Raw genomic sequence first — 19,999 nt, forward strand, 5'->3', positions numbered from 1 at the left:
CCCCGACATGCCCCCCAGCCCCAGCCCCAGCCCCACCCCCGACACCCCCCGCCCCACCTATGCCTCCCTCCTCGCCGAAGGCACCGCCGTCCCCACCGAAGGCTGGGACTTCTCCTGGTTCCAGGGGCGGGCCACCGAGGCGCGGCCCTCGTGGGGGTACGCCGTCTCCCTGGCCGGCCGGCTCGCCGGTGCCCGGGCCGCCCTGGACCTCGACACCGGGGGAGGGGAGGTCCTGGACTTCGCCCTCGAACGGGCCGTACGACGCCCCGTGCTCACCGTGGCCGCCGAGGGCTGGCCCCCGAACGTCGCGAAGGCCACCGCCCTGCTGCGCCCGCGCGGTGTCGCCGTGGTCGCCGTCGCCGAGGACCGGCCGCTGCCGTTCGCGGACGGCACGTTCGACCTCGTCTCGAGCCGGCACCCCGTACGGCCCCGCTGGACGGAGATCGCCCGGGTCCTCGAACCCGGCGGCACCTACTTCGCCCAGCACGTCGGCCCGCGCAGCGCCTTCGAGCTGGTCGAGTACTTCCTCGGCCCGCAGCCGGACGCGGTCCGCGGCGCCCGGCACCCCGACCGGGAGCGCGCCGACGCGGAAGCGGCCGGGCTGGAGGTCGTCGAACTGCGCGCGGAGCGCCTGCGCATGGAGTTCCACGACATCGCCGCGGTCGTGCACTTCCTGCGCAAGGTCGTGTGGATGGTGCCGGGCTTCACCGTGGAGGCGTACGAGCCCCGGCTGCGCGCGCTGCACGAACGCATCGCGTCCGAGGGGCCTTTCGTGGCGCACAGCACCCGCCACCTCGTCGAGGCGCGCAGGCCCGCGCCGTGAAGTGGCCGGAAGGCGCCTCCTGATCCGGGCACCTCGGCGCAAGCCGTCTCATATCCCCCCGTCATCTCCACACGTTTTCCACATCGTTATCAGTAACCCCTCGCGTCACATGTCAGGCTCACGTAAGTTCAGACCAAGGTTCGCGTAAGCAAAGCTGCGCGTGCGTCACCGCGCAGTGGAGGGGGCTGCGCGGTGGCGCGCCCGTCAAGCGGACGTTCGCGGCGGGGGTCGCCCATCGGAGGGACGGCCGGGGGCCGGTCGGCGTGTCTGTCGAAAATCGCCCTCTTGCACCCGATTGCCCTGGCATTCCGCCCTTTTCCGGCCACCAGAACCCCCTGAATGCACCCTTCCGTGGGCCCTTCCGCGTCGTCGTTCGACTGCGGAGAGTAGTTGTGGGGCGCCGATGCACGCAGCATCACTTACGAAGGGTTATGGTGGAAACCCCCCCTCGGGCCGGTCCGTCTCCCCCCCACGGACCGGCCCGTTTTTTTGTCCGCCCCGGCGGTACCCATGTCCGGGGACAGCGGCCTCCGCTTCCCGCACCACCGGCTTTCCGCTGGCCAGGCCCCTCGACCCGTTCCCGGCTCCCGCCGCCGGGCAGAGGTAGGCTGCGGCCCGCGGGGAACCACTTCCGCACGGAGGGGCAGACAATCACGTGAACCTGCGCGACAAGCTGCGCGGCCTGCTGGTCAGGCTCTACGCACGCCGGGTGGAAGGCCACCTGGACCACGCTCAGGTGCCCCAGCACATCGGCGTCATCATGGACGGCAACCGCCGCTGGGCGAAGGCCTCCGGTTCCAGCACGATGCACGGTCACCGGGCCGGCGCGGAGAAGATCGAGGAGTTCCTCGGCTGGTGCACCGAGACGGACGTCGAGGTCGTCACCCTCTGGCTGCTCTCCACGGACAACTTCGACCGGCCCGAGGACGAGCTCGTCCCCCTCCTCGGCATCATCGAGGACGTCGTGCGCACCCTCGCCGCCGACGGGCGCTGGCGCGTGCACCACGTCGGCACGCCCGACCTGCTCCCCTCCGGCATGCAGCGCACGCTCAAGGAGGCGGAGGAGGCCACCGCGGACGTCGACGGGATACTGGTCAACGTCGCCATCGGCTACGGCGGCCGCCAGGAGATCGCCGACGCGGTGCGCTCGATGCTGCTGGACGCGGCCGAGCGGGGGACCCCGATCGAGGAGCTCGCCGAGTCCGTCGACATCGACATGATCGGCCGCCACCTCTACACGGGCGCCCAGCCCGACCCCGACCTGGTGATCCGCACCAGCGGCGAGCAGCGGCTGTCCGGATTCATGCTGTGGCAGACCGCGCACTCCGAGTACTACTTCTGCGAGGTCTTCTGGCCGGCCTTCCGCAAGGTCGACTTCCTGCGCGCCCTGCGCGACTACGCGGCCCGCCACCGCCGCTTCGGCGGCTGACGAGCCGTCCGGGGAGGGTGCGCCCCGCGTGGCGCGGAACAACCCACGGCAGGTCCAGCGGGTCCACCCGGTCCCCGCGCTCCCGTTCGCACTCGCCATCCCAGCCGTCACCGCCGCCGCGCCACACAGCCCCCACGGGCCCCCCGTCCACCCCTCGTGCCGGGCCCTTAACGAGGAGTTCACCGGTGCGCCGCCCCGGGCCGTTGCATGGCGGCGCCCGTTCGAGGGCATAACCCAGACAGGTCGACACCCGAACCACGGGTGTCGGATCTCAGCGGACGGCTCGGGGCCGTCCGCCCGGGAGGCCCTTTGCACCAGCCCCACCGTGCGGTCACGGCACGGAAGCAGCCGCGGAGGACCGGTTCTCGGCCCGCCGTGTGCGAGGGCCGCCGACCGGCCTGGATGCCCCCACCCTCCCGGCCCGGCTTCCACTTCGTCGCTCCCCGACCTCATCCGAGGGGGTACGTCCTTCCGTGGTGACCAGCACAAAGCGCCACAAGCCAGACCGGCGCACCTACGTTCTCGACACCAGCGTCCTGCTGGCCGACCCGCACGCCCTCACCCGCTTCGACGAGCACGAGGTCGTGCTGCCCATCGTCGTGGTGACGGAGCTGGAGGCCAAGCGGCACCATCCCGAACTCGGTTACTTCGCCCGGCAGGCCCTGCGCCTGCTCGACGACTACCGGGTGAAGTACGGCCGTCTCGACGCCCCCATCCCCATCGGGGAGCTGGGCGGGACCGTCCGTGTCGAGCTCAACCACTCGGACCCCAGCGTGCTGCCCAGCGGCTACCGCCTGGGGGACAACGACTCCCGCATCCTCGCGGTCGCCCGCAACCTGCAGGCGGAGGGGTTCGACGTCACCGTCGTGTCGAAGGACCTGCCGCTCAGGATCAAGGCGTCCTCCGTCGGCCTGCTGGCCGAGGAGTACCGAGCCGAGCTCGCCATCACGGAGAACTCCGGCTGGACCGGCATGTCCGAGCTGACGCTGCCCGGCGAGCAGGTGGACGTCCTGTTCGAGGAGGGGCACGTCTACGCCCCGGAGGCCGCCGAACTCCCCGTGCACACCGGTCTGACCATCCAGTCGGAGCGGGGCAAGGCGCTCGGCCGGGTGACCCCCGAGGGCAACGTCCGGCTGGTGCGCGGCGACCGTGAGGCGTTCGGCATCAAGGGCCGCAGCGCCGAGCAGCGCATCGCGCTCGACCTGCTGCTCGACCCGGACGTCGGGATCGTGTCGATGGGTGGCCGGGCCGGCACCGGCAAGTCGGCGCTGGCGCTGTGCGCCGGGCTGGAGGCGGTGCTGGAGCGCCGCCAGCACCAGAAGGTGATGGTCTTCCGTCCGCTGTACGCGGTGGGCGGGCAGGAGCTCGGTTACCTGCCCGGCACCGAGGCGGAGAAGATGAGCCCCTGGGCGCAGGCGGTCTTCGACACGCTGTCCGCGGTCACCAGCCGCGAGGTCATCGAGGAGGTCACCGCCCGCGGCATGCTGGAGGTGCTGCCGCTGACCCACATCCGCGGCCGTTCCCTGCACGACGCCTTCGTGATCGTCGACGAGGCGCAGTCACTCGAACGGAACGTGCTGCTGACCGTTCTGTCCCGGATCGGCGCCAATTCGCGGGTCGTGCTGACCCACGACGTGGCGCAACGGGACAATCTGCGGGTGGGGCGTTACGACGGCGTGGTCGCCGTGGTGGAGAAGCTGAAGGGGCATCCGCTCTTCGCCCACGTCACCCTCAACCGGTCCGAGAGGTCCCAGATCGCCGCACTGGTGACGGAAATGCTCGAAGACGTGAACATCTGACGGATCCGGGAGGAACCCGGCAACTACCTGATCCGGACGGTGTGTTGGCGCCGTCCCGCAAAGGCCGAAAGCCTAGCGGGGCGGCGCCTCCGCATGCGGGCGTTCGGTGAAATCCCGGGAGCCAAACGGGATGTGAGCTTTCACACGCAACTCGGAATTGCCTCGCGGCGTCGGGGTACGGCAGAGTCTCATTCCTGTCAGGCCCCGCATACGACACAGCTGTACCCCCAGCGGTACAGGACCACGTCAGCACCTCCAACTGCATAGCGATGTCGTATGCCGCCCGCGCACCACACGGCGCTCCCCTCGGGGAGCCGTCCACCGGGCCCGTGCCTCCGTGACCCGCAGTTGGGAGGCCAGTGTCAGGGGCACGATTGCGTCCGCGAGGGTCACCGAAGCGGGCGATGCTGGAAGGAAACCGTGTGAGCCGGATCTCGGTCCGGGGATTCGCAGTGGCCTCGGCCACGGCGGTCACCGCTGTCGGAAGCGTCGTCGGCGTTGCCTCGGGCAGCACCGCGCAGCCCAACGACGCAGAGGCGACGGCGAGCGACGCGACGCTGCTCGCGGACATCCCCGCGGGCCAGCAGGCCCAGGTGCAGACCGCGTCCCTGACGCAGCAGGCCACCTTCCAGGCCATCGCTGCCGACGAGACGGCCAAGAAGGACGCCGAGGAAGCGGCCCGCAAGGCCGCGGCCGAGACCGCCATCGCGAAGAAGGAAGCCGCCCAGGAGGCCGAGAAGGCCGCCAAGGAGCGCGCGGAGGCCAAGGTCAAGGCCAGCCGCAGCGCGGGTGACTTCCCGGTCCTGAGCTCCTACTCGGTGTCCCAGATCCAGGCCATGGCCCGTCAGATGGTGCCCAGCGGCCAGTTCCAGTGCTTCAGCAACATCGTGGACCACGAGTCCAGCTGGAACTACCGCGCGGTCAACGCCTCCTCCGGCGCCTACGGCCTCTTCCAGGCCCTGCCCGGCTCCAAGATGTCCTCGGTCGGCGCCGACTGGCAGACCAACCCGGCCACCCAGATCAAGTGGGGCCTGAACTACATGGACAGCCGCTACGGCAGCCCGTGCGACGCCTGGAACTTCTGGCAGGCCAACCACTGGTACTAGGCCCGCCGGCCCCCGGACCGCCGGCCGCCCCCGGCCCGCAGGTCCGCTTTCGACCTCCGACAGCCCCTCCCCCGTCCTAGGGGGAGGGGCTATCGCCCTGTACGGTCGTACACCGGAACGACTCCTGGGGGGAGTGGTGGACTGGACCCGGGACTCGGGGGAAGAGGACGGATCATGTCACGATTGCCAGGGTGGCTCGGCCGCCTGGGAGCGGGTCTGAGCGAAATGGGTGAGCGGCTCGACGAGCGCCGCGCCGAGGTCCGCCGCGAGAGCGGGGTCGAGCCCGAACCCGAAGCGGCGCCCCCGGCGGCCGCCCGCAGGTCCGCCGCGCCCACGCCGCCCGCGGTCCGCCCCGACCCGGCACAGGCCGTGCCCTGGGGCGTACGGGTCGCCGCCGAGGCCGGCTGGCGGCTGCTGGTGCTCGCCGGCACCGTCTGGATCCTCATGCGGGTCATCAGCGCCGTCCAACTGGTCGTGCTGGCCTTCGTGGTGGCGCTGCTGCTGACCGCGCTCCTCGAACCGACCGTGGCCCGGCTGCGGCGCAAGGGCGTGCCCCGCGGGCTGGCCACGGCGCTCACCGCGATACTCGGCTTCGTGGTCATCGGGCTGATGGGCTGGTTCGTGACCTGGCAGGTCATGGAGAACATCGACAACCTCTCCGACCAGGTCCAGGACGGCATCGACGACCTGCGCCGCTGGCTGCTCAACAGCCCGTTCCACGTCACCGACAAGCAGATCAACGGCATCGCCAAGAACCTGCGCGACGCGGTCGGCGCCAACACCGACGAGATAACGTCGGCCGGCCTGGAGGGCGTCACCGTCGTCGTCGAGGCCCTGACCGGCATACTGCTGGCCTTCTTCTCGACGCTCTTCCTGCTCTACGACGGCAAGCGCATCTGGGAGTGGACCCTCAAGCTCGTCCCGGCCGCGGCCCGTCCGGGCGTGGCCGGCGCCGGCCCGCGGGCCTGGACCACGCTCACCGCGTACGTGCGGGGGACGGTCCTGGTGGCCCTGATCGACGCGATCTTCATCGGGATCGGCATCTACTTCCTCGACGTGCCGATGGCCGTGCCCCTCGCGGTGTTCATCTTCCTGTTCTCTTTCATCCCGCTCGTCGGCGCGGTCGCCTCCGGCGCGCTCGCGGTGGTCGTGGCGCTGGTGACGCAGGGTGTGTTCACCGCGGTGATGACCCTCGCGGTGGTGCTGGCGGTCCAGCAGATCGAGGGCCACATCCTGCAGCCCTTCATCCTCGGCCGCGCCGTGCGGGTGCACCCGTTGGCGGTGGTGCTCACGGTGGCCGCGGGCGGCATGATCGCCGGCATCGGCGGCGCCGTGGTGGCCGTACCGCTGGTGGCGGTGACGAACACGGTCGTGAGCTACCTGCACGCCTACGCGCGCGGCGAGGTGGACGACGAACAGGCCGAGGCGGTCCCGGCCGTGGCCGGCGCCCAGGGCGCGGTCCCCGGCGCCGGGCAGGAACCCCCGGTGCCGCACCAGCCCGCCGAGCCGGTCCTCCCGGTCGACGAGGTGCCCGGCAGCACCGCGGCCGGGGACGGCGGCGTGGCGGTGGACGTGAAGGACTCCCCGGACGCGAAGGACCCCGCCCACGAGGCGTGAGCGGGGTCCCGGGGGTGGTCCTCGGTGGGCCGGCGTCTACTCGACGTCGGCCAGGACGGCCTCCGCCTCCAGCGTGACGGCGACGGCCTGCACCACGGAGGCGATCTTGAAGGCTTCCTGGATCACGTCGCGCTCCAGGCCCGCCTTGCGCAGCACCTGCTCGTGCGAGTCGAGGCACATCCCGCAGCCGTTGATCGCGGACACGGCGAACGACCACAGTTCGAAGTCGACCTTGTCGACGCCCGGGTTGCCGATGACGTTCATCCGCAGGCCGGCCCGCAGGGTGCCGTACTCGTGGTCCGACAGCAGGTGCCGGGTGCGGTAGAAGACGTTGTTCATCGACATGACGGCGGCGGCGGCCTTGGCCGCCGTGTACGCCTCCGGCGAGAGGTTGGCCTTCGCCTCCGGCGCCAGCTCACGCAGGACGACGGTGGAGCGCGCGGCGATCGCGGTCGCCAGCACGGTGCCCCACAACTGCTGCGCCAGCAGGTCGGAGTTGCCGATGACCGAGCCCAGGTTGAGCTTCAGGTCCTTGGCGTGGTCCGGGACCCGGGCCTTCAGGGAGTCGAGGGACATGCCTCACTCACCCGCCAGCAGCGCGACCGGGTCGAGGGTCTCGTCGCCCTTGCTCCAGTTGCAGGGGCACAGCTCGTCGGTCTGCAGGGCGTCGAGGACCCGCAGGACCTCCTTGGGGTTGCGGCCGACGGAGCCCGCGGTGACCATCGTGAACTGGATCTCGCGGTTCGGGTCGACGACGAAGACGGCGCGCTGGGCGAAGCCGTCCTCACCCTCGATGCCGAGGGCGCGCATCAGCTCGTGCTTGGAGTCCGCCATCATCGGGAACGGCAGGTCGGTCAGGTCCGGGTGGTCCTTGCGCCAGGCGTGGTGGACGAACTCGGAGTCACCGGAGAAGCCGAGGATCTGGGCGTCGCGGTCGGCGAACTCGTCGTTCAGCTTCCCGAACGCGGCGATCTCGGTCGGGCACACGAAGGTGAAGTCCTTCGGCCACGCGAAGACCACGAGCCACTTGCCCTCGTAGGACTTGTGGTGGATCTCCTCGAACTCCTTGCCCTTCTCCAGCGAGACGCAGGCGGTCAGTTCGAACTCGGGGAACTTGTCACCGACAGTGAGCACTAACTCTCCTTGCAGCGGGGAAACATCCGGATCGCGGATGTGTCCCAAGGGTTGGACGTGGCCGATCGTGGCACACGGTGCATTGATTCGGGAAATAGCTACACTGGGTCGAGTTGATCGGAGGTGGCTATCAGTGACCGTGGGTAATGCGGGAGCCAGGAGACGGCAGCCCAGTCTCGCCCAGCTGCGGGCGTTCGCGGCCGTCGCCGAGCACCTCCACTTCCGGGACGCCGCCGCGTCCATCGGCATGAGCCAGCCCGCGCTGTCCGGGTCCGTCTCCGCGCTGGAGGAGGCGCTCGGGGTGACCCTCCTGGAGCGTACGACGCGCAAGGTGCTGCTCTCGCCGGCCGGTGAGCGGCTGGCCGTGCGGGCCAAGGCGGTCCTCGAGGAGGTCGGGGCGCTGCTGGAGGAGGCGGAGGCGGTGCGGGCGCCGTTCACCGGGGCGCTGCGCCTCGGGGTCATCCCGACCGTCGCGCCGTACCTGCTGCCGACCGTCCTCCACCTCGTCCACGACCGCTACCCGCACCTCGACCTCCAGGTGCACGAGGAGCAGACCGCCACGCTGGTCGACGGCCTGCACAGCGGCCGCCTCGACCTGCTGCTGCTCGCCGTCCCGCTCGGCGTCCCGGGCGTCGTCGAACTCCCGCTGTACGACGAGGACTTCGTGCTCGTCACCCCGCCCGGGCACCGGCTCGGCGGCCGGGAGGGCATCCCACGCGAGGCGCTGAAGGAGCTCACCCTGCTGCTCCTGGACGAGGGGCACTGCCTGCGCGACCAGGCCCTGGACATCTGCCGGGAGGCCGGGCGCGAGGACGCCCCGGTCACCACGACCGCCGCCGGGCTGTCCACCCTGGTCCAGCTGGTCGCGGGGGGCCTCGGCTGCACCCTGCTGCCGCGCACCGCGCTCACCCTGGAGGCCGGCCGGTCAAGCCGGCTGCTCACCGCGTCCTTCGCCGACCCGGCCCCCAGCCGCCGGGTCGCCCTCGCCATGCGCACCGGCGCGGCCCGCTCCGCGGAGTACGAGCAACTCGCCACAGCCCTGCGTGAGGCCCTGCGCCCGCTGCCGGTGCGGGTGCTGTCCGGGGAGGCCTGAGGGCGGGCACGTGCCGCCGGTCGGCCCCGTGCCACCTCACGCGTCGGGCCCCGCCCCCGGTCCGGGGGCGGGGCCCGACGTGGGCGGTCACTCCGTGCGGAGGCCGTCCGGGCGCATCAGCCGCAGCAGTGGCGGCAGGCTCAGCAGGGTCACCGCGAGGACCACCCCGGCGCCGGCCCCGGACATCGACAGCACGCTCGTCCAGTCCACCGTGACGGCGGTGCCCGCCATCCGCAGCAGGATGGCGCCCAGCGTCAGCCCGACCGCCATCGCCAGCAGCAGGCCCAGCGTGATGGGGATCGCCGTCTGCCACAGCACCGACAGGCTCAGCGTGCGCCGCCGCGTGCCGAAGGCGACCAGGGACGACAGCAGCTTGCGCCGCTCGCGCAACTGCTCCAGCTGGGACACCAGCAGGCTCGCCCCGATCAGCGCCAGCACGCAGACCGCGCCGACGAGCAGCCCGGTGCGGATCGAGTCGTAGCGGCGGGAGCGCTCGGTCGCCGACCACACCGACGGGTTCTGCAGCGGGTCCATCGACACCGCGGCGTTGCGCACGTACTCGGCCGCGTCCGGCACCGCCGGGTCGAGCGAGAGGTACAGCTGTCCCGAGACCTGCGCGGCGGCCTTCGCGGGCAGCGCGGACGGGGTCAGCAGGAAGCCGCCGCGGCGCATGCCCGTCGGGTCGACGACGGAGTCCGCCTGCCGCACGCCCGCCGGGACGGTCCAGGTGTCGTCCCGCCCCTCGTCGGAGCGGGGCGAGAAGTGCAGGACGCGCCCGGGCGTGGCCAGTGTCGTGGCGTCCGTGTCGTACTCGCTGCCGCGCAGGGCGAACGCGTCGCCGTCGCGGCACGTCGGCAGGGCCGCCACCTCGCGCAGGGCCGCGCAACTGCCCACGGTGACCGGGGTGGACTTCTCCGGTCCGCTGTCCTCCGCCCAGACGGCGTCCCCGAGGTACCCCTCGGACAGCGCGATCACGCGCCGTACGCCCTTGGTCGCGGTGAACCGCGCGCTCTCCGTGGCCATGGACCGGCCGTCCGGCACGGACAGCTGCATCTGCGCCCGCTGGACGTCCTTGCCGGTGTCCTTGGTGTAGTCGGCGTCGACGCCCGCGAACAGCATCTGCAGGGCGATCGCGCCGGCCACCGCCACCGCGATGCCGTTGACCATCCGGGCCGCCGTACCGCTGCTCAACTGCAGGCGCCGCACGGCCAGTTGCCAGGCGACACCGCCGTCGCCCAGCCGGGCGACGACCGTCTCCACCAGCCACGGCAGCAGCGCGGTCACGCCGACCAGGAGCAGCAGCACGCCGCCGGTCACCAGGTACTGGTTGAAGTCCCCGTTGCCTTTGCCCTTGCCGATCATCGGCGCGAGCATCCCGAAGCCGGCCACCGGCAGCAGCAGCCGCCACCACAGCCGGCGCCGCGCGGGCTTGGCCGTACGGACCACGCCGAGCGGCTCGATGACCACCCCGCGCAGCGCGAACAGGGTGACCAGCACGGCGGCCGCCGGGACGGCGACCGCGACCAGCGCGGCCAGCAGCGGCGAGGGGTTGAGGTAGCTGGGGAACACGCTCACCCCCATGACCTCCACCGAGCCCGCCACCTCCCGGCCGACCCAGAAGAACCCGGCGCCCAGCACCAGCCCGAGCAGCGCCCCGGCGAGCGCCTCGCCCGCCGCGATGCGCCGGGTCATCGCGCTGTCGGAGCCGACCAGCCGCAGTGCCGCGAGCCGCCGGTCGCGCCGCTCGCCGCCGACCCGCACGGCCGCCGCGATGAACACCGCGACCGGCATCAACAGCACGACGATCACGACCAGGTTGAGCAGCACCAGCACCGGATCGGCCCGCTCGGCGACCGGGTTGGGGCTGCCGAACTCCTTCAGCCGCGCCACCTGCGAGCCGTCGATCCGGTCCGCCAGCCCCGACGCCCCCGCGTAGTAGGCGAGTTCGTGCGACCCGATCAGCCCGCTCTCGTGGATCGTGCCGACCACCTCGTACGGCAGCCGCTGGCGCAGCAGGGCCGCGTCGTCGGAGCGGAGCAACCTTTCCAGTGCCGGTGAGACCACCATCTCGCCGCGCGCCGGGTACCGGTCCACACCGGGCGGCAGCGGCGCCTTCGGGCCCTCCGGCTCCACGAGCCGCCCCCGCACGTCCTTCTCGCGGAACGTGGTGTTGGTGTCCGCGATCACGAGTGTGTCGTCGCCCCGCGGCGGGGGCGTGGGGGCGTACGTGTAGTCGGAGCGGGCCTTCTCGCGGTGGTCGCGCACCGAGAGGGCGTTCGGCAGGGCGGTGGACAGCAGCAGCAGCGCGACCCCGAGCCCCACGCCGACGGCCGTCAGCGTGACCCGCAGCCACCCCTCGCGCCCCCCGGAGAAGGCGAACCGCAGGCCCATCCCCAGGTCCCGGGCCCACCCGCCGGGGCTCATACGGCCCGCTCCATGTCCCGTGACCTGCCGTCACGTACGACGATCTCGCGGTCGGAGTAGGCGGCGACCCGCGCCTCGTGCGTGACGAGCACGACGGCGGCGTTCGTGGAGCGGGCGGCGTCGGTCAGCAGTTCCATCACGCGCTCGCCGTTGAGCGAGTCGAGCGCGCCGGTCGGCTCGTCGGCGAACAGCACCCGGGGCCCGGTGACCAGCGCCCGCGCCACCGCGACCCGCTGCCCCTGGCCGCCGGAGACCTCACCGGGCCGCTTGCCGCGCAGGTCGTCGACCTCCAGCCGCTCCATCCAGCCGAGCGCGGCCCGCTCGGCCTCCTTGCGGGAGCTGCCGTTCAGCCGCAGCGGCAGCGCCACGTTCTCCACGCACGTCAACTCGGGCACCAGCTGGCCGAACTGGAAGACGAACCCGAACTCGCTGCGCCGCAGCGCGCTGCGCTGGGCGTCGGACATCGTCGCCATCTCCCGTCCGTCGTAGGTGATCGAGCCGGAGTCGGGCGGCACGATGCCGGCCAGGCAGTGCAGCAGCGTCGACTTGCCGGAGCCGGACGGCCCCATGACGGCGACGACCTCGCCCGGGTGGATGGAGAACTCGGCGCCGTCCAGCGCGACGGTCGGCCCGTAGGCCTTGCGCAGGTCGTGGGCGGCCAGCAGGGAACCGGCGGGGGCGATCACGGGGCCACCACCGCCTCGCGCAGCTTCTCGAGCCGGGCGGCGGTCAGTTCCAGCCAGCGCAGGTCGGCCTCCAGGTGGAACAGGGCGTGGTCGCAGATCAGCTGGTCGGCGAGGTCGCCCCTGCGCTTGCGGTCGGTGAGGATCCGCATGCTGCGCAGGTGCTCGGCGCGCTGGGTGTCGAGGATGTCGGCCGCGTCGCGGTGGGTGAGCAGCGCCAGGACGACCTTGGTGTAGAGCGTCGACTGGAGGTAGGGCTCGGGCTTCTCCGGCGTCGCGAGCCACTGCTCGACGTCGGTGATCCCGGCGTCGGTGATGGCGTACCGCTTGCGCTCGGGTCCGCCGCCCGCCTCGATGCCGTCGACCTCGACGAAGCCGTGCTTCAGCAGGCGGGACATCGTGGAGTAGACCTGGCCGTAGTGCAGCGGCCGGTCGTGACCGAACTTCTCGTCGAAGGCCCGCTTGAGGTCGTAGCCGTGGCGGGGCCCGGACTCCAGGAGCCCTAGGAGGGTGTGACCGATGGACATGCCGATGACTGTACACGCGGTGTATACGCGGGGTGTATACGCCGCGTGCAGAGGTGGTGGCGGGGGGTGCGGCCCCGCAGGTGGGGGGCGATTGTCACGGTTCTGCTACATGGCCGGAGCCGTGCGGTGGAGCGGTGGACGGGTGGGAGCCGCGAGTGCGGTGGGCGGGGCGGTGGATCGCGGCGGAGCGTCCGCGGCCCGGCGGGGGCCGTCGCGGCCCGGGTCACTCGGGCGGTGTCGCGTCCCGCGGTGGCCGGCCGCGCCGGGGAAGCGGGCCCGTGCCGCCGGGGAGGCGGCCCGCCTCGGCCAGGGCCCGGCGCAGCAGGAACTCGATCTGGGCGTTCGCCGACCGCAGCTCGTCCGACGCCCACCGGGCCAGCGCGTCGTACACCGACGGGTCCAGCCGCAGCAGCACCTGCTTGCGCTGCTGCGGCTGCCGCTTGGGGGCGGGCCCCCCGACGGAGTCGGTCACTGGTACAGCGTCCCGGTGTTCAGCACCGGCTGCGGCGCCCGGTCCCCGCACAGCACCACCATCAGGTTGGACACCATCGACGCCTTCCGCTCCTCGTCCACTTCCACGATGTCCCGCTCGGAGATCCGGGCGAGCGCCGCCTCGACCATGCCCACCGCGCCGTCGACGATCTCCCGCCGGGCGGCGACCACGGCCCCGGCCTGCTGCCGCTGGAGCATCGCCGAGGCGATCTCCGGAGCGTACGCGAGGTGCGTGAAGCGGGACTCGATGATCTGCACACCGGCCGCCTCCACGCGCGCGTGCAGCTCGACGGCGAGCTTCTCGGTGATCTCCTCGGCGTTGCCGCGCAGCGAGAGCCCGTCCTCGTCGTGGGAGTCGTAGGGGTACTCGATGGCGATGTGCCGGACGGCGGCCTCGGTCTGGGTGGAGACGAACTCCAGGAAGTCGTCCACCTCGAAGGTGGCCTGCGCGGTGTCGCGCACCTTCCACACCACGACCGCGGCGAGCTCGATCGGGTTGCCGTAGGCGTCGTTGACCTTCAGCACGGCGGTCTCGTGGTTGCGCACCCGGGTCGAGACCTTGGTGCGGGAGGTGAAGGGGTTCACCCAGCGCAGGCCGTCCTCGCGGATCGTCCCGCGGTAGCGCCCGAAGAGCTGCACCACCCGGGCCTCGCCCGGCGCCACCATGTTCAGCCCGCACATGGCGAGGAACGCGGCGAGGCCGACCAGGACGCCGAGCACGATCAGCGCGGCCTTGACGCCGGTGGCCGTGGCGACCGCCCCGGCGGCGACCATCGCGGCGCCCGCCAGCAGTCCGAGCAGGCCGAGCAGCAGCGCGAGGCCGCCGCCGATGCTGTGCGCGGTGAACTCGTGCACCCGGGGAGCGGGCATGTCGGGCAGATCGGTGGATTCCGCCGTGGTGGCGGTGGTCGGGGCGGTGCGTGAGGGGTCGTGCGCGGACATGGATGGGTCCCCCGTTTCCTGGACGAGCGCGAGCGTTCTTCTAGCTAAGTGATATCACTTTTCCGCGCGATGGCAACCCTCGGCGCCTCCCGGACGTCGGTTCCGGTGGGGCGGGACGCGGGTTCCCCGGGGGGCGTGCTGATTGTCACGCCCGAAAAAGCCCGGATCGAGAACCCTTTGTCATAGAGAGCGGTGTTAGCTTTCTGAGCTGACCTGCCCCCGGAGCACGGGTGTGACGACCGAGTAGGAAGCGGAGCGAGCGGACTCATGGGACGAGCGGACGACAGACGAGCGCGGCAGCGTGGTGGCCGCCGCGCGGCGCCCCGCAACCGCTCGGCGCAGGAGAGCGCGGCCACCGCGCCCGGCGCGCCGTCCTCCGCCCCCGCCACCGCACCGGCGGCGGGCGGCCGCGCGGCGGCCCGCCGGGCCGCCCAGCAGCGCGGCCGGGGCGGCACGAAGGACAAGGGCCTCATACGCAGGATGTTCACCTGGAAGAAGGTCCTCGGGACCTTCCTCGGTGTGTGCCTGCTCGGCATCGGCGCCTTCGTCTTGATGTACATGATGATCGACATCCCGAAGGGGAACGCCGACGCGCTCAAGCAGAGCAACGTCTACAAGTACAGCGACGGCAGCATCCTCACCCGCGACGGCGACCTCAACCGCGAGAACGTCGACCTCGCCCAGATACCCAAGCCCGTCCGGCGCACCTTCGTCGCCGCCGAGAACAAGACCTTCTACCAGGACGCCGGCGTCGACCTGAAGGGCACCGCGCGCGGCATCCTCAACACCGTGGCCGGCAAGGGCGCGCAGGGCGGCTCGACGATCACCCAGCAGTACGTCAAGAACTACTACCTGACCCAGGAACAGACCGTCACGCGCAAGCTGAAGGAACTGGTCATCTCGCTGAAGCTGGACCGGGAGAAGTCCAAGGACTACATCCTGGCCGGCTACATCAACACCAGCTACTACGGCCGCGGCGCCTACGGCATCCAGGCCGCCGCCCAGGCCTACTACCGCGTCGACGCGAGCAAGCTCACCGTCCAGCAGGGCGCCTACCTGGCCGCGCTGCTGCAGGCGCCGAGCCAGTACGACTGGGCCGCGGCCAGCGACACCGGCAAGCGGCTGGTGCAGGCCCGCTGGAACTACGTCCTCGACAACATGGTCGAGGAGGGCTGGCTGGACAAGACCAAGCGCGAGGCGATGACGTTCCCGGTGCCCAAGGAGCCCAAGGAGGCACCCGGCAAGGCCGGCCAGGTCGGCTACCTGGTGAACGCCGCCAAGGCCGAACTGGAGCGCCAGCTCGTCAAGCAGGGCAGGGCAGACTCCCTGGAGGACGCCGAGGACCTGGTCGGCCGCGGCGGCTGGACGATCACCCTCAACATAGAGAAGAAGAAGCAGAAGGCGCTGGAGGCGTCCGTCAAGGAGCAGCTGACCGGCAAGCTGGACCCGAAGAAGCGCTCGGTGGACGGCGACGTCCAGGCCGGCGCCGCCTCGGTCGACCCGAAGACCGGCGCGGTCGTGGCCATGTACGGCGGTGTGGACTACCTCAAGCACTACACCAACAACGCCACCCGCACCGACTACCAGCCCGCGTCCACCTTCAAGCCGGTGATCCTCGCCGCCGCCCTCGACAAGGGCGCCCAGACGCAGGGCGGCAAGCCGATCACCGCCGACACGATCTACGACGGCACCAGCAAGCGCCCGGTCGTCGGCAGCGACATCGGCTTCGCCCCGGAGAACGAGGACGACGCCGACTACGGCGACATCACCGTGCAGACGGCGATGAACAAGTCGGTCAACTCCGTCTTCGCGCAGATGGGCGTCGACGTCGGCATGGACCACGTGCTGAAGGTCGCGAACGACCTCGGCATGGACACCGAGGGCCTGAAGGCGGTGCCCGCGCAGACCCTGGGCACCATGGGCGCGAGCCCGCTGCAGATGGCCGGCGTCTACGCCACCCTCGACAACCACGGCCGCAAGGTCACCCCGGCCCTGATCAAGTCCGTGCAGAACAGCACCCAGACGCTGGAGCTCACCGATCCGATCGGCGGCCAGGTCGTCAGCCGCGAGGCCGCCGACACGGTGACCTCGGTGCTCACCGGCGTGGTCGACGACGGCACGGCGCGCACCTCGGTGCGGGACAACCCCGACCGCAGGGGCCAGAAGGTCGCGGGCAAGACCGGTACCTCCGACAACAACAAGTCGGCCTGGTTCACCGGTTACACGCCCGACCTGGTCACCTCGGTCGGCCTGTTCGGCGAGTCCGCCAAGCCGCCGCACCCCCAGGTCACCCTGACCGGCGCGACCGGACAGATCCCCGGCAAGGGCCGGATCAACGGCGGCGGCTACCCGGCGCAGATCTGGGCGGCGTACACCTTCGGCGTCTCCACCAAGGTCAGCAGGTTCGACCTGGAGACCGACCAGGGCGCGGCGGTCCGGCCGACGGTCACGGCCGCCCCGAGCCCGACGGTGACGCACACGCCGACGCAGGAGCCGCCGACCACCCAGGCCCCGACCACGAAGACGCCGTCGCAGACCCCGACGACCCAGGCCCCGCCGTCCCGGACGCCGTCGCAGACGCCGACGACGGAGGAACCCACGACGGAGCCCCCGACCAGCGAGATCAGCACCCCGCCGGCGAACCCGCTCGACCCGCGGTTCGGGGAGCAGCAGTAGGGACGCGTCAGGGGCGCCCGGTGACCACCACCGGGCGCCCCTGACGCCTCACCCGGGGCCGTGCCGGGCCGGTCCGCGGCCCGCGGGACCCCCGACGGCCGCTGCGGTCGCTACGGCCGGGTGACCTCGAACCAGACCACCTTGCCCGCGCTCAGCCGCGTGGCGCCCCAGCGCCGGGTGAGCCGGTTGACGAGGTACAGCCCGCGGCCGCCCTCGTCCGTCGCCCGGGCCTGCCGCAGCCGCGGCAGCTGCGGGACGTCGTCGCCGACCTCGCAGCGCAGCACGTCGGTCCGCAGCAGCCGCAGCGTCACCGGCCGCGTGGCGTAGCGCACCGCGTTGGTGACCACCTCGCTGACCAGCAGCTCCACCGAGTCCGTCAGGTCCTCCAGGCCCCACCGGGACAGCGCCCGCCGGGCCAGCCGCCGGGCTTCGCGGGGCGCGGAGACCTCCGGCTCCAGCAGCCAGTACGCCACGTCGCTCGGCGCGATCCCGTCGAACCGGGCCGCGAGCAGCGCGATGTCGTCGTCCCGGTCGCCGGGCCCGAGCATGTCGAGCACCTCGTCGCACAGGGCTTCCAGCGGCGGCGGGTGGTCGGGGCCGGTCAGCTGCGCGGTCGCGGCCAGCTTCTCGCGCAGCTGCTCTATGCCGCTGGCCACGTCCCGCAGCCGGGACTCCACCAGCCCGTCGGTGTACAGCAGCAGGGTCGCTCCGGCCGGCGCGTCCAGCTCGACGGCCTCGAAGTCGACGCCGCCCACGCCGATCGGCGCGCCCGGCGGCACCCGCAGCACCTCGGCCCGGCCGCCCAGGTGCAGCAGGACGGGCGGCGGATGACCGGCGTTGGCGATGGTGATGCGGTGCGCGACCGGGTCGTAGACGGCGTACAGGCAGGTCGCCATGCGGTCCGTGCCGAGCCGCTGGGCCTGCTCGTCGAGGTGGTGCAGCACCTCCTGCGGCGGCAGGTCGAGCCCGGCGAGCGTCTGGGCCGTCGTGCGCAGCTGGCCCATGATCGCGGCGGAGGTCATGGAGTGGCCCATGACGTCGCCCACCACGAGCGCCACCCGGCTGCCCGGCAGCGGGATCGCGTCGTACCAGTCGCCGCCCACCCGCGCGGTCTCGGCGGCGGGCAGGTACCGCGAGGCCAGCCGCACGCCCGTGGGGCGGGGCAGGGTCTCGGGCAGCATGGTGCGCTGGAGCTCGTCGGCGATGTACGCCTCACGGTCGTACAGGACGGCCTTGTCGATGCCGAGGGCGCTGTGAGTGGCCAGTTGGGCGGCCACCAGCAGGTCGTCGCCCTCGAAGGTGATCCGCTCGGGCCCGCGGATGAACACCGCCGCGCCGATCACCCGGCGGCGGCCGCGCAATGGTGCGAGGATCGCTCGCTGTCCGCACGGGACGACCGACTGGCCCTCCTCGCCGAGGAGTTCGGGCAGCGCGGCGCGGGCGGCGGGGGCGTCGGCGAACACCGGGCGCACCCCGCGCAGCACCTCCGCGAGCGCCCCGCCGGGCCGGACCTCGCACAACTCGGCTATGGCCGACGACAGTTCGGACAGCTCAGGGGTCTCCGGCGGGAGCACGGCCTGGGCGAAGCCGGGCTCGGAGTCACGCTCCTGCGGGATGCGGTCGGTGCGGCGCAGCCGCAGCACCACGGGGCCCACGGGCCGCTCGTCGCCGACCGGCAGCGGGTCGCGCAGGTAGACGAGGATCGCGTCGGAGAAGGTCGGCACGGTCGCCCGGCACAGCCCCATCACGATCTCGTCGAGGTCCATGCCGCGGGCGATCCGCCGGGTGGCGGCGCCCACGAAGCGCAGCCGGTCGCCGTCCCGCCGCATCGGCGTGGGCCGGCTGCCGAGTGGCGGGTTCTGGCCGCTGCGGCGGTCCCGGGCGGACACCGGACCGCGCTCCTCGGCCCCCGGCTGCACCGGGATGGACTCCGGCACGGGACGCGGGCGGTGGGTGCCGGGCTCGGCGGCGGCGGGCTGGGAGTGCTCGGGGTCCGACCCGGCCGCTCCCGGCCCGTGGCCGCCCGGCTGACCGCCCGCGCCGTTGCCGGACGGGCCGGGCGTGCCCGACGGGGTCGTGGTGCCCGGGGTCCCCTCGGCGCGGGCCTGCGCGGCGGCGGCCGGCAGTGCCGCGGCACCGGCTCCCGGCGCCGGGGTACGCAGGAGCGCCCCGCGGGGGTCCGTGGGGTCGACGCCCTGTGGGCGTTCGTAGGACGTGGGGTGCTCCGTCACGCGTGTCGAATCCATCCGTCCGGGGCTGCGCATACGTGCGGCTGCGCCCGCCGAAGTGCCGATACCCGCAATACGTGTCCCAGGAACGGATTTCCGGCGAGCTCGGTGGTCGTTCTGGGGCCGCGGGTGCGGCACGTGCGGCGGGTGCGGCCCGTACCGGTGGTGCCCTCGTACCCCTCGCTCACGTCCTGCCGCCCCTCGGTGACGTTCGGTCAGACTCGGCGCCCGTCCCCGCAGTTGGTGTCATGCGCCCTTGCGGAGGACGATCCTACGGTTGATGCCCGGGGGCGCATCAAGGGTCTCATGTGGACACGTGCGCGGGGGTGCGGTCCCAGTCGTCCGGCAGGGTCGGGACGCTCCAGGACGGATCCGGGCGCCAGTCCTGCCAGCCGTCCGAGAACGGCGGCCCCCAGGCGCGGATCACCTCCACCACTCGCCGGCCCGCCCGGCGCACCTGCGCGGCACCCTCGGCGTCCATCAGCCCGTCCCGCTGGGCCTGCGCGAACTCGTCCTCGTCGCGCCAGTGCCAACTGCGGTCAGGGTGCACGGAGATGTCCAGGAAGTGGTCCTCGGAGTCCACGCCGCCGTCCCAACGGGCCAACGGCTCCTCGAGGTTGACATACCAGTTCTTGAAGCGCCAGCCCGGTTCCCAGAACAGCCACACCGACCACGGCTCACCGGGCCGGGCGAGCTTGAGCACACCGGTGCCGAACCAGCGGTCGAGCTGGACGGTGCGCGGCTTGGTGTACCGGGTGGCCAGCGGCTCCTGGTGCAGCGGGGTGCCGTCCGCCAGCACCGGCTTGACGCACGCGGTGCCCGGCGCCAGCCAGACGGCCAGCAGCTCCTCGTCGTCCCGGACGACGGTGACGGGCCGGGCGATGTGGAGGCGCGCGCCGGCGTTCTCCCGGTACCGCCACAGGATGTGGCTCCCGGGCTCCCAGAAGGGCGTCCCGACCGTCCCGCCCGTCCCCGCGCGCTCCACCCGTCCCACCGCTCCACCGTCCGCCATGAACAGATACTAGG

The 19,999-nt window shown here is 72.3% G+C and carries 16 protein-coding genes; 7 read left to right on the forward strand and 9 right to left on the reverse strand.

Annotated features, from left to right (window positions below):
* The first annotated feature begins 7 nt into the window (after positions 1 to 7).
* The 5 genes from E4U91_RS22220 to E4U91_RS22240 all read left to right on the forward strand — a co-directional run bounded on the left by E4U91_RS22220 (position 8) and on the right by E4U91_RS22240 (position 6,774).
* Entirely contained in the window at positions 8 to 823 is an 816-nt protein-coding gene (locus E4U91_RS22220; protein ID WP_137308458.1) for a methyltransferase domain-containing protein, read from the forward strand.
* Between the two features lie 655 nt (positions 824 to 1,478).
* Positions 1,479 to 2,252 carry an isoprenyl transferase gene (locus E4U91_RS22225; RefSeq protein ID WP_137308459.1) on the forward strand — a complete coding sequence of 258 codons (774 nt, stop codon included), beginning with the start codon at positions 1,479 to 1,481 and terminating at the stop codon, positions 2,250 to 2,252.
* Positions 2,253 to 2,725: 473 nt separating this feature from the next.
* Complete coding sequence (locus tag E4U91_RS22230; RefSeq protein ID WP_137308460.1) at positions 2,726 to 4,051, forward strand: PhoH family protein; 1,326 nt, start codon at positions 2,726 to 2,728, stop codon at positions 4,049 to 4,051.
* Between the two features lie 422 nt (positions 4,052 to 4,473).
* Positions 4,474 to 5,157 carry an aggregation-promoting factor C-terminal-like domain-containing protein gene (locus E4U91_RS22235; RefSeq protein ID WP_137308461.1) on the forward strand — a complete coding sequence of 228 codons (684 nt, stop codon included), beginning with the start codon at positions 4,474 to 4,476 and terminating at the stop codon, positions 5,155 to 5,157.
* Between the two features lie 174 nt (positions 5,158 to 5,331).
* Positions 5,332 to 6,774 carry an AI-2E family transporter gene (locus E4U91_RS22240; RefSeq protein WP_241678658.1) on the forward strand — a complete coding sequence of 481 codons (1,443 nt, stop codon included), beginning with the start codon at positions 5,332 to 5,334 and terminating at the stop codon, positions 6,772 to 6,774.
* Positions 6,775 to 6,810: 36 nt separating this feature from the next.
* Here E4U91_RS22240 and E4U91_RS22245 read toward each other — a convergent pair whose 3' ends face one another.
* Together E4U91_RS22245 and E4U91_RS22250 are read right to left on the reverse strand one after the other, a co-directional pair.
* Positions 6,811 to 7,350 carry an alkyl hydroperoxide reductase gene (locus E4U91_RS22245; RefSeq protein ID WP_137308462.1) on the reverse strand — a complete coding sequence of 180 codons (540 nt, stop codon included), beginning with the start codon at positions 7,348 to 7,350 and terminating at the stop codon, positions 6,811 to 6,813.
* A gap of 3 nt (positions 7,351 to 7,353) precedes the next feature.
* Entirely contained in the window at positions 7,354 to 7,908 is a 555-nt protein-coding gene (locus E4U91_RS22250) for a peroxiredoxin (RefSeq protein WP_067239809.1), read from the reverse strand.
* 133 nt (positions 7,909 to 8,041) lie between these two features.
* Between E4U91_RS22250 and E4U91_RS22255 the strand changes: the two genes are divergently transcribed.
* The gene (locus E4U91_RS22255) at positions 8,042 to 9,001 is read left to right on the forward strand and encodes a LysR substrate-binding domain-containing protein (protein WP_241678659.1); all 960 of its coding nucleotides are present in this window, start codon (positions 8,042 to 8,044) and stop codon (positions 8,999 to 9,001) included.
* An 87-nt stretch (positions 9,002 to 9,088) separates the two neighbouring features.
* Here E4U91_RS22255 and E4U91_RS22260 read toward each other — a convergent pair whose 3' ends face one another.
* From E4U91_RS22260 to E4U91_RS22280, 5 genes are all read right to left on the reverse strand, one after another.
* Entirely contained in the window at positions 9,089 to 11,425 is a 2,337-nt protein-coding gene (locus tag E4U91_RS22260) for an ABC transporter permease (protein WP_137308464.1), read from the reverse strand.
* Positions 11,422 to 12,111, reverse strand: a complete 690-nt coding sequence (locus E4U91_RS22265; RefSeq protein WP_137308465.1) for an ABC transporter ATP-binding protein — start codon at positions 12,109 to 12,111, stop codon at positions 11,422 to 11,424. Before E4U91_RS22265 ends, E4U91_RS22260 begins: the two co-directional genes overlap by 4 nt.
* Entirely contained in the window at positions 12,108 to 12,635 is a 528-nt protein-coding gene (locus E4U91_RS22270; protein WP_137308466.1) for a PadR family transcriptional regulator, read from the reverse strand. The genes E4U91_RS22265 and E4U91_RS22270 overlap by 4 nt, the downstream gene beginning before the upstream one ends.
* Before the next feature lie 223 nt (positions 12,636 to 12,858).
* Positions 12,859 to 13,107 carry a type II toxin-antitoxin system antitoxin gene (locus E4U91_RS22275; protein WP_137308467.1) on the reverse strand — a complete coding sequence of 83 codons (249 nt, stop codon included), beginning with the start codon at positions 13,105 to 13,107 and terminating at the stop codon, positions 12,859 to 12,861.
* Positions 13,104 to 14,069: an SPFH domain-containing protein gene (locus E4U91_RS22280; protein WP_137308468.1), complete on the reverse strand. Its 966-nt coding sequence runs from the start codon at positions 14,067 to 14,069 to the stop codon at positions 13,104 to 13,106. Before E4U91_RS22280 ends, E4U91_RS22275 begins: the two co-directional genes overlap by 4 nt.
* Positions 14,070 to 14,336: 267 nt before the next feature.
* Here E4U91_RS22280 and E4U91_RS22285 point away from each other — a divergent pair, with 267 nt between their 5' ends.
* Entirely contained in the window at positions 14,337 to 16,745 is a 2,409-nt protein-coding gene (locus E4U91_RS22285) for a transglycosylase domain-containing protein (RefSeq protein ID WP_137308469.1), read from the forward strand.
* Between the two features lie 110 nt (positions 16,746 to 16,855).
* Here E4U91_RS22285 and E4U91_RS22290 read toward each other — a convergent pair whose 3' ends face one another.
* Together E4U91_RS22290 and fomD are read right to left on the reverse strand one after the other, a co-directional pair.
* Positions 16,856 to 18,976, reverse strand: coding sequence for a SpoIIE family protein phosphatase (locus E4U91_RS22290; protein WP_388117714.1), 2,121 nt, complete (start codon positions 18,974 to 18,976; stop codon positions 16,856 to 16,858).
* 301 nt (positions 18,977 to 19,277) lie between these two features.
* Positions 19,278 to 19,985: a cytidylyl-2-hydroxypropylphosphonate hydrolase gene (fomD, locus tag E4U91_RS22295; protein ID WP_137308471.1), complete on the reverse strand. Its 708-nt coding sequence runs from the start codon at positions 19,983 to 19,985 to the stop codon at positions 19,278 to 19,280.
* Positions 19,986 to 19,999: the final 14 nt, after the last annotated feature.

The organism is Streptomyces lasalocidi (assembly GCF_005280215.1).
Classification (GTDB): domain Bacteria; phylum Actinomycetota; class Actinomycetes; order Streptomycetales; family Streptomycetaceae; genus Streptomyces; species Streptomyces longwoodensis.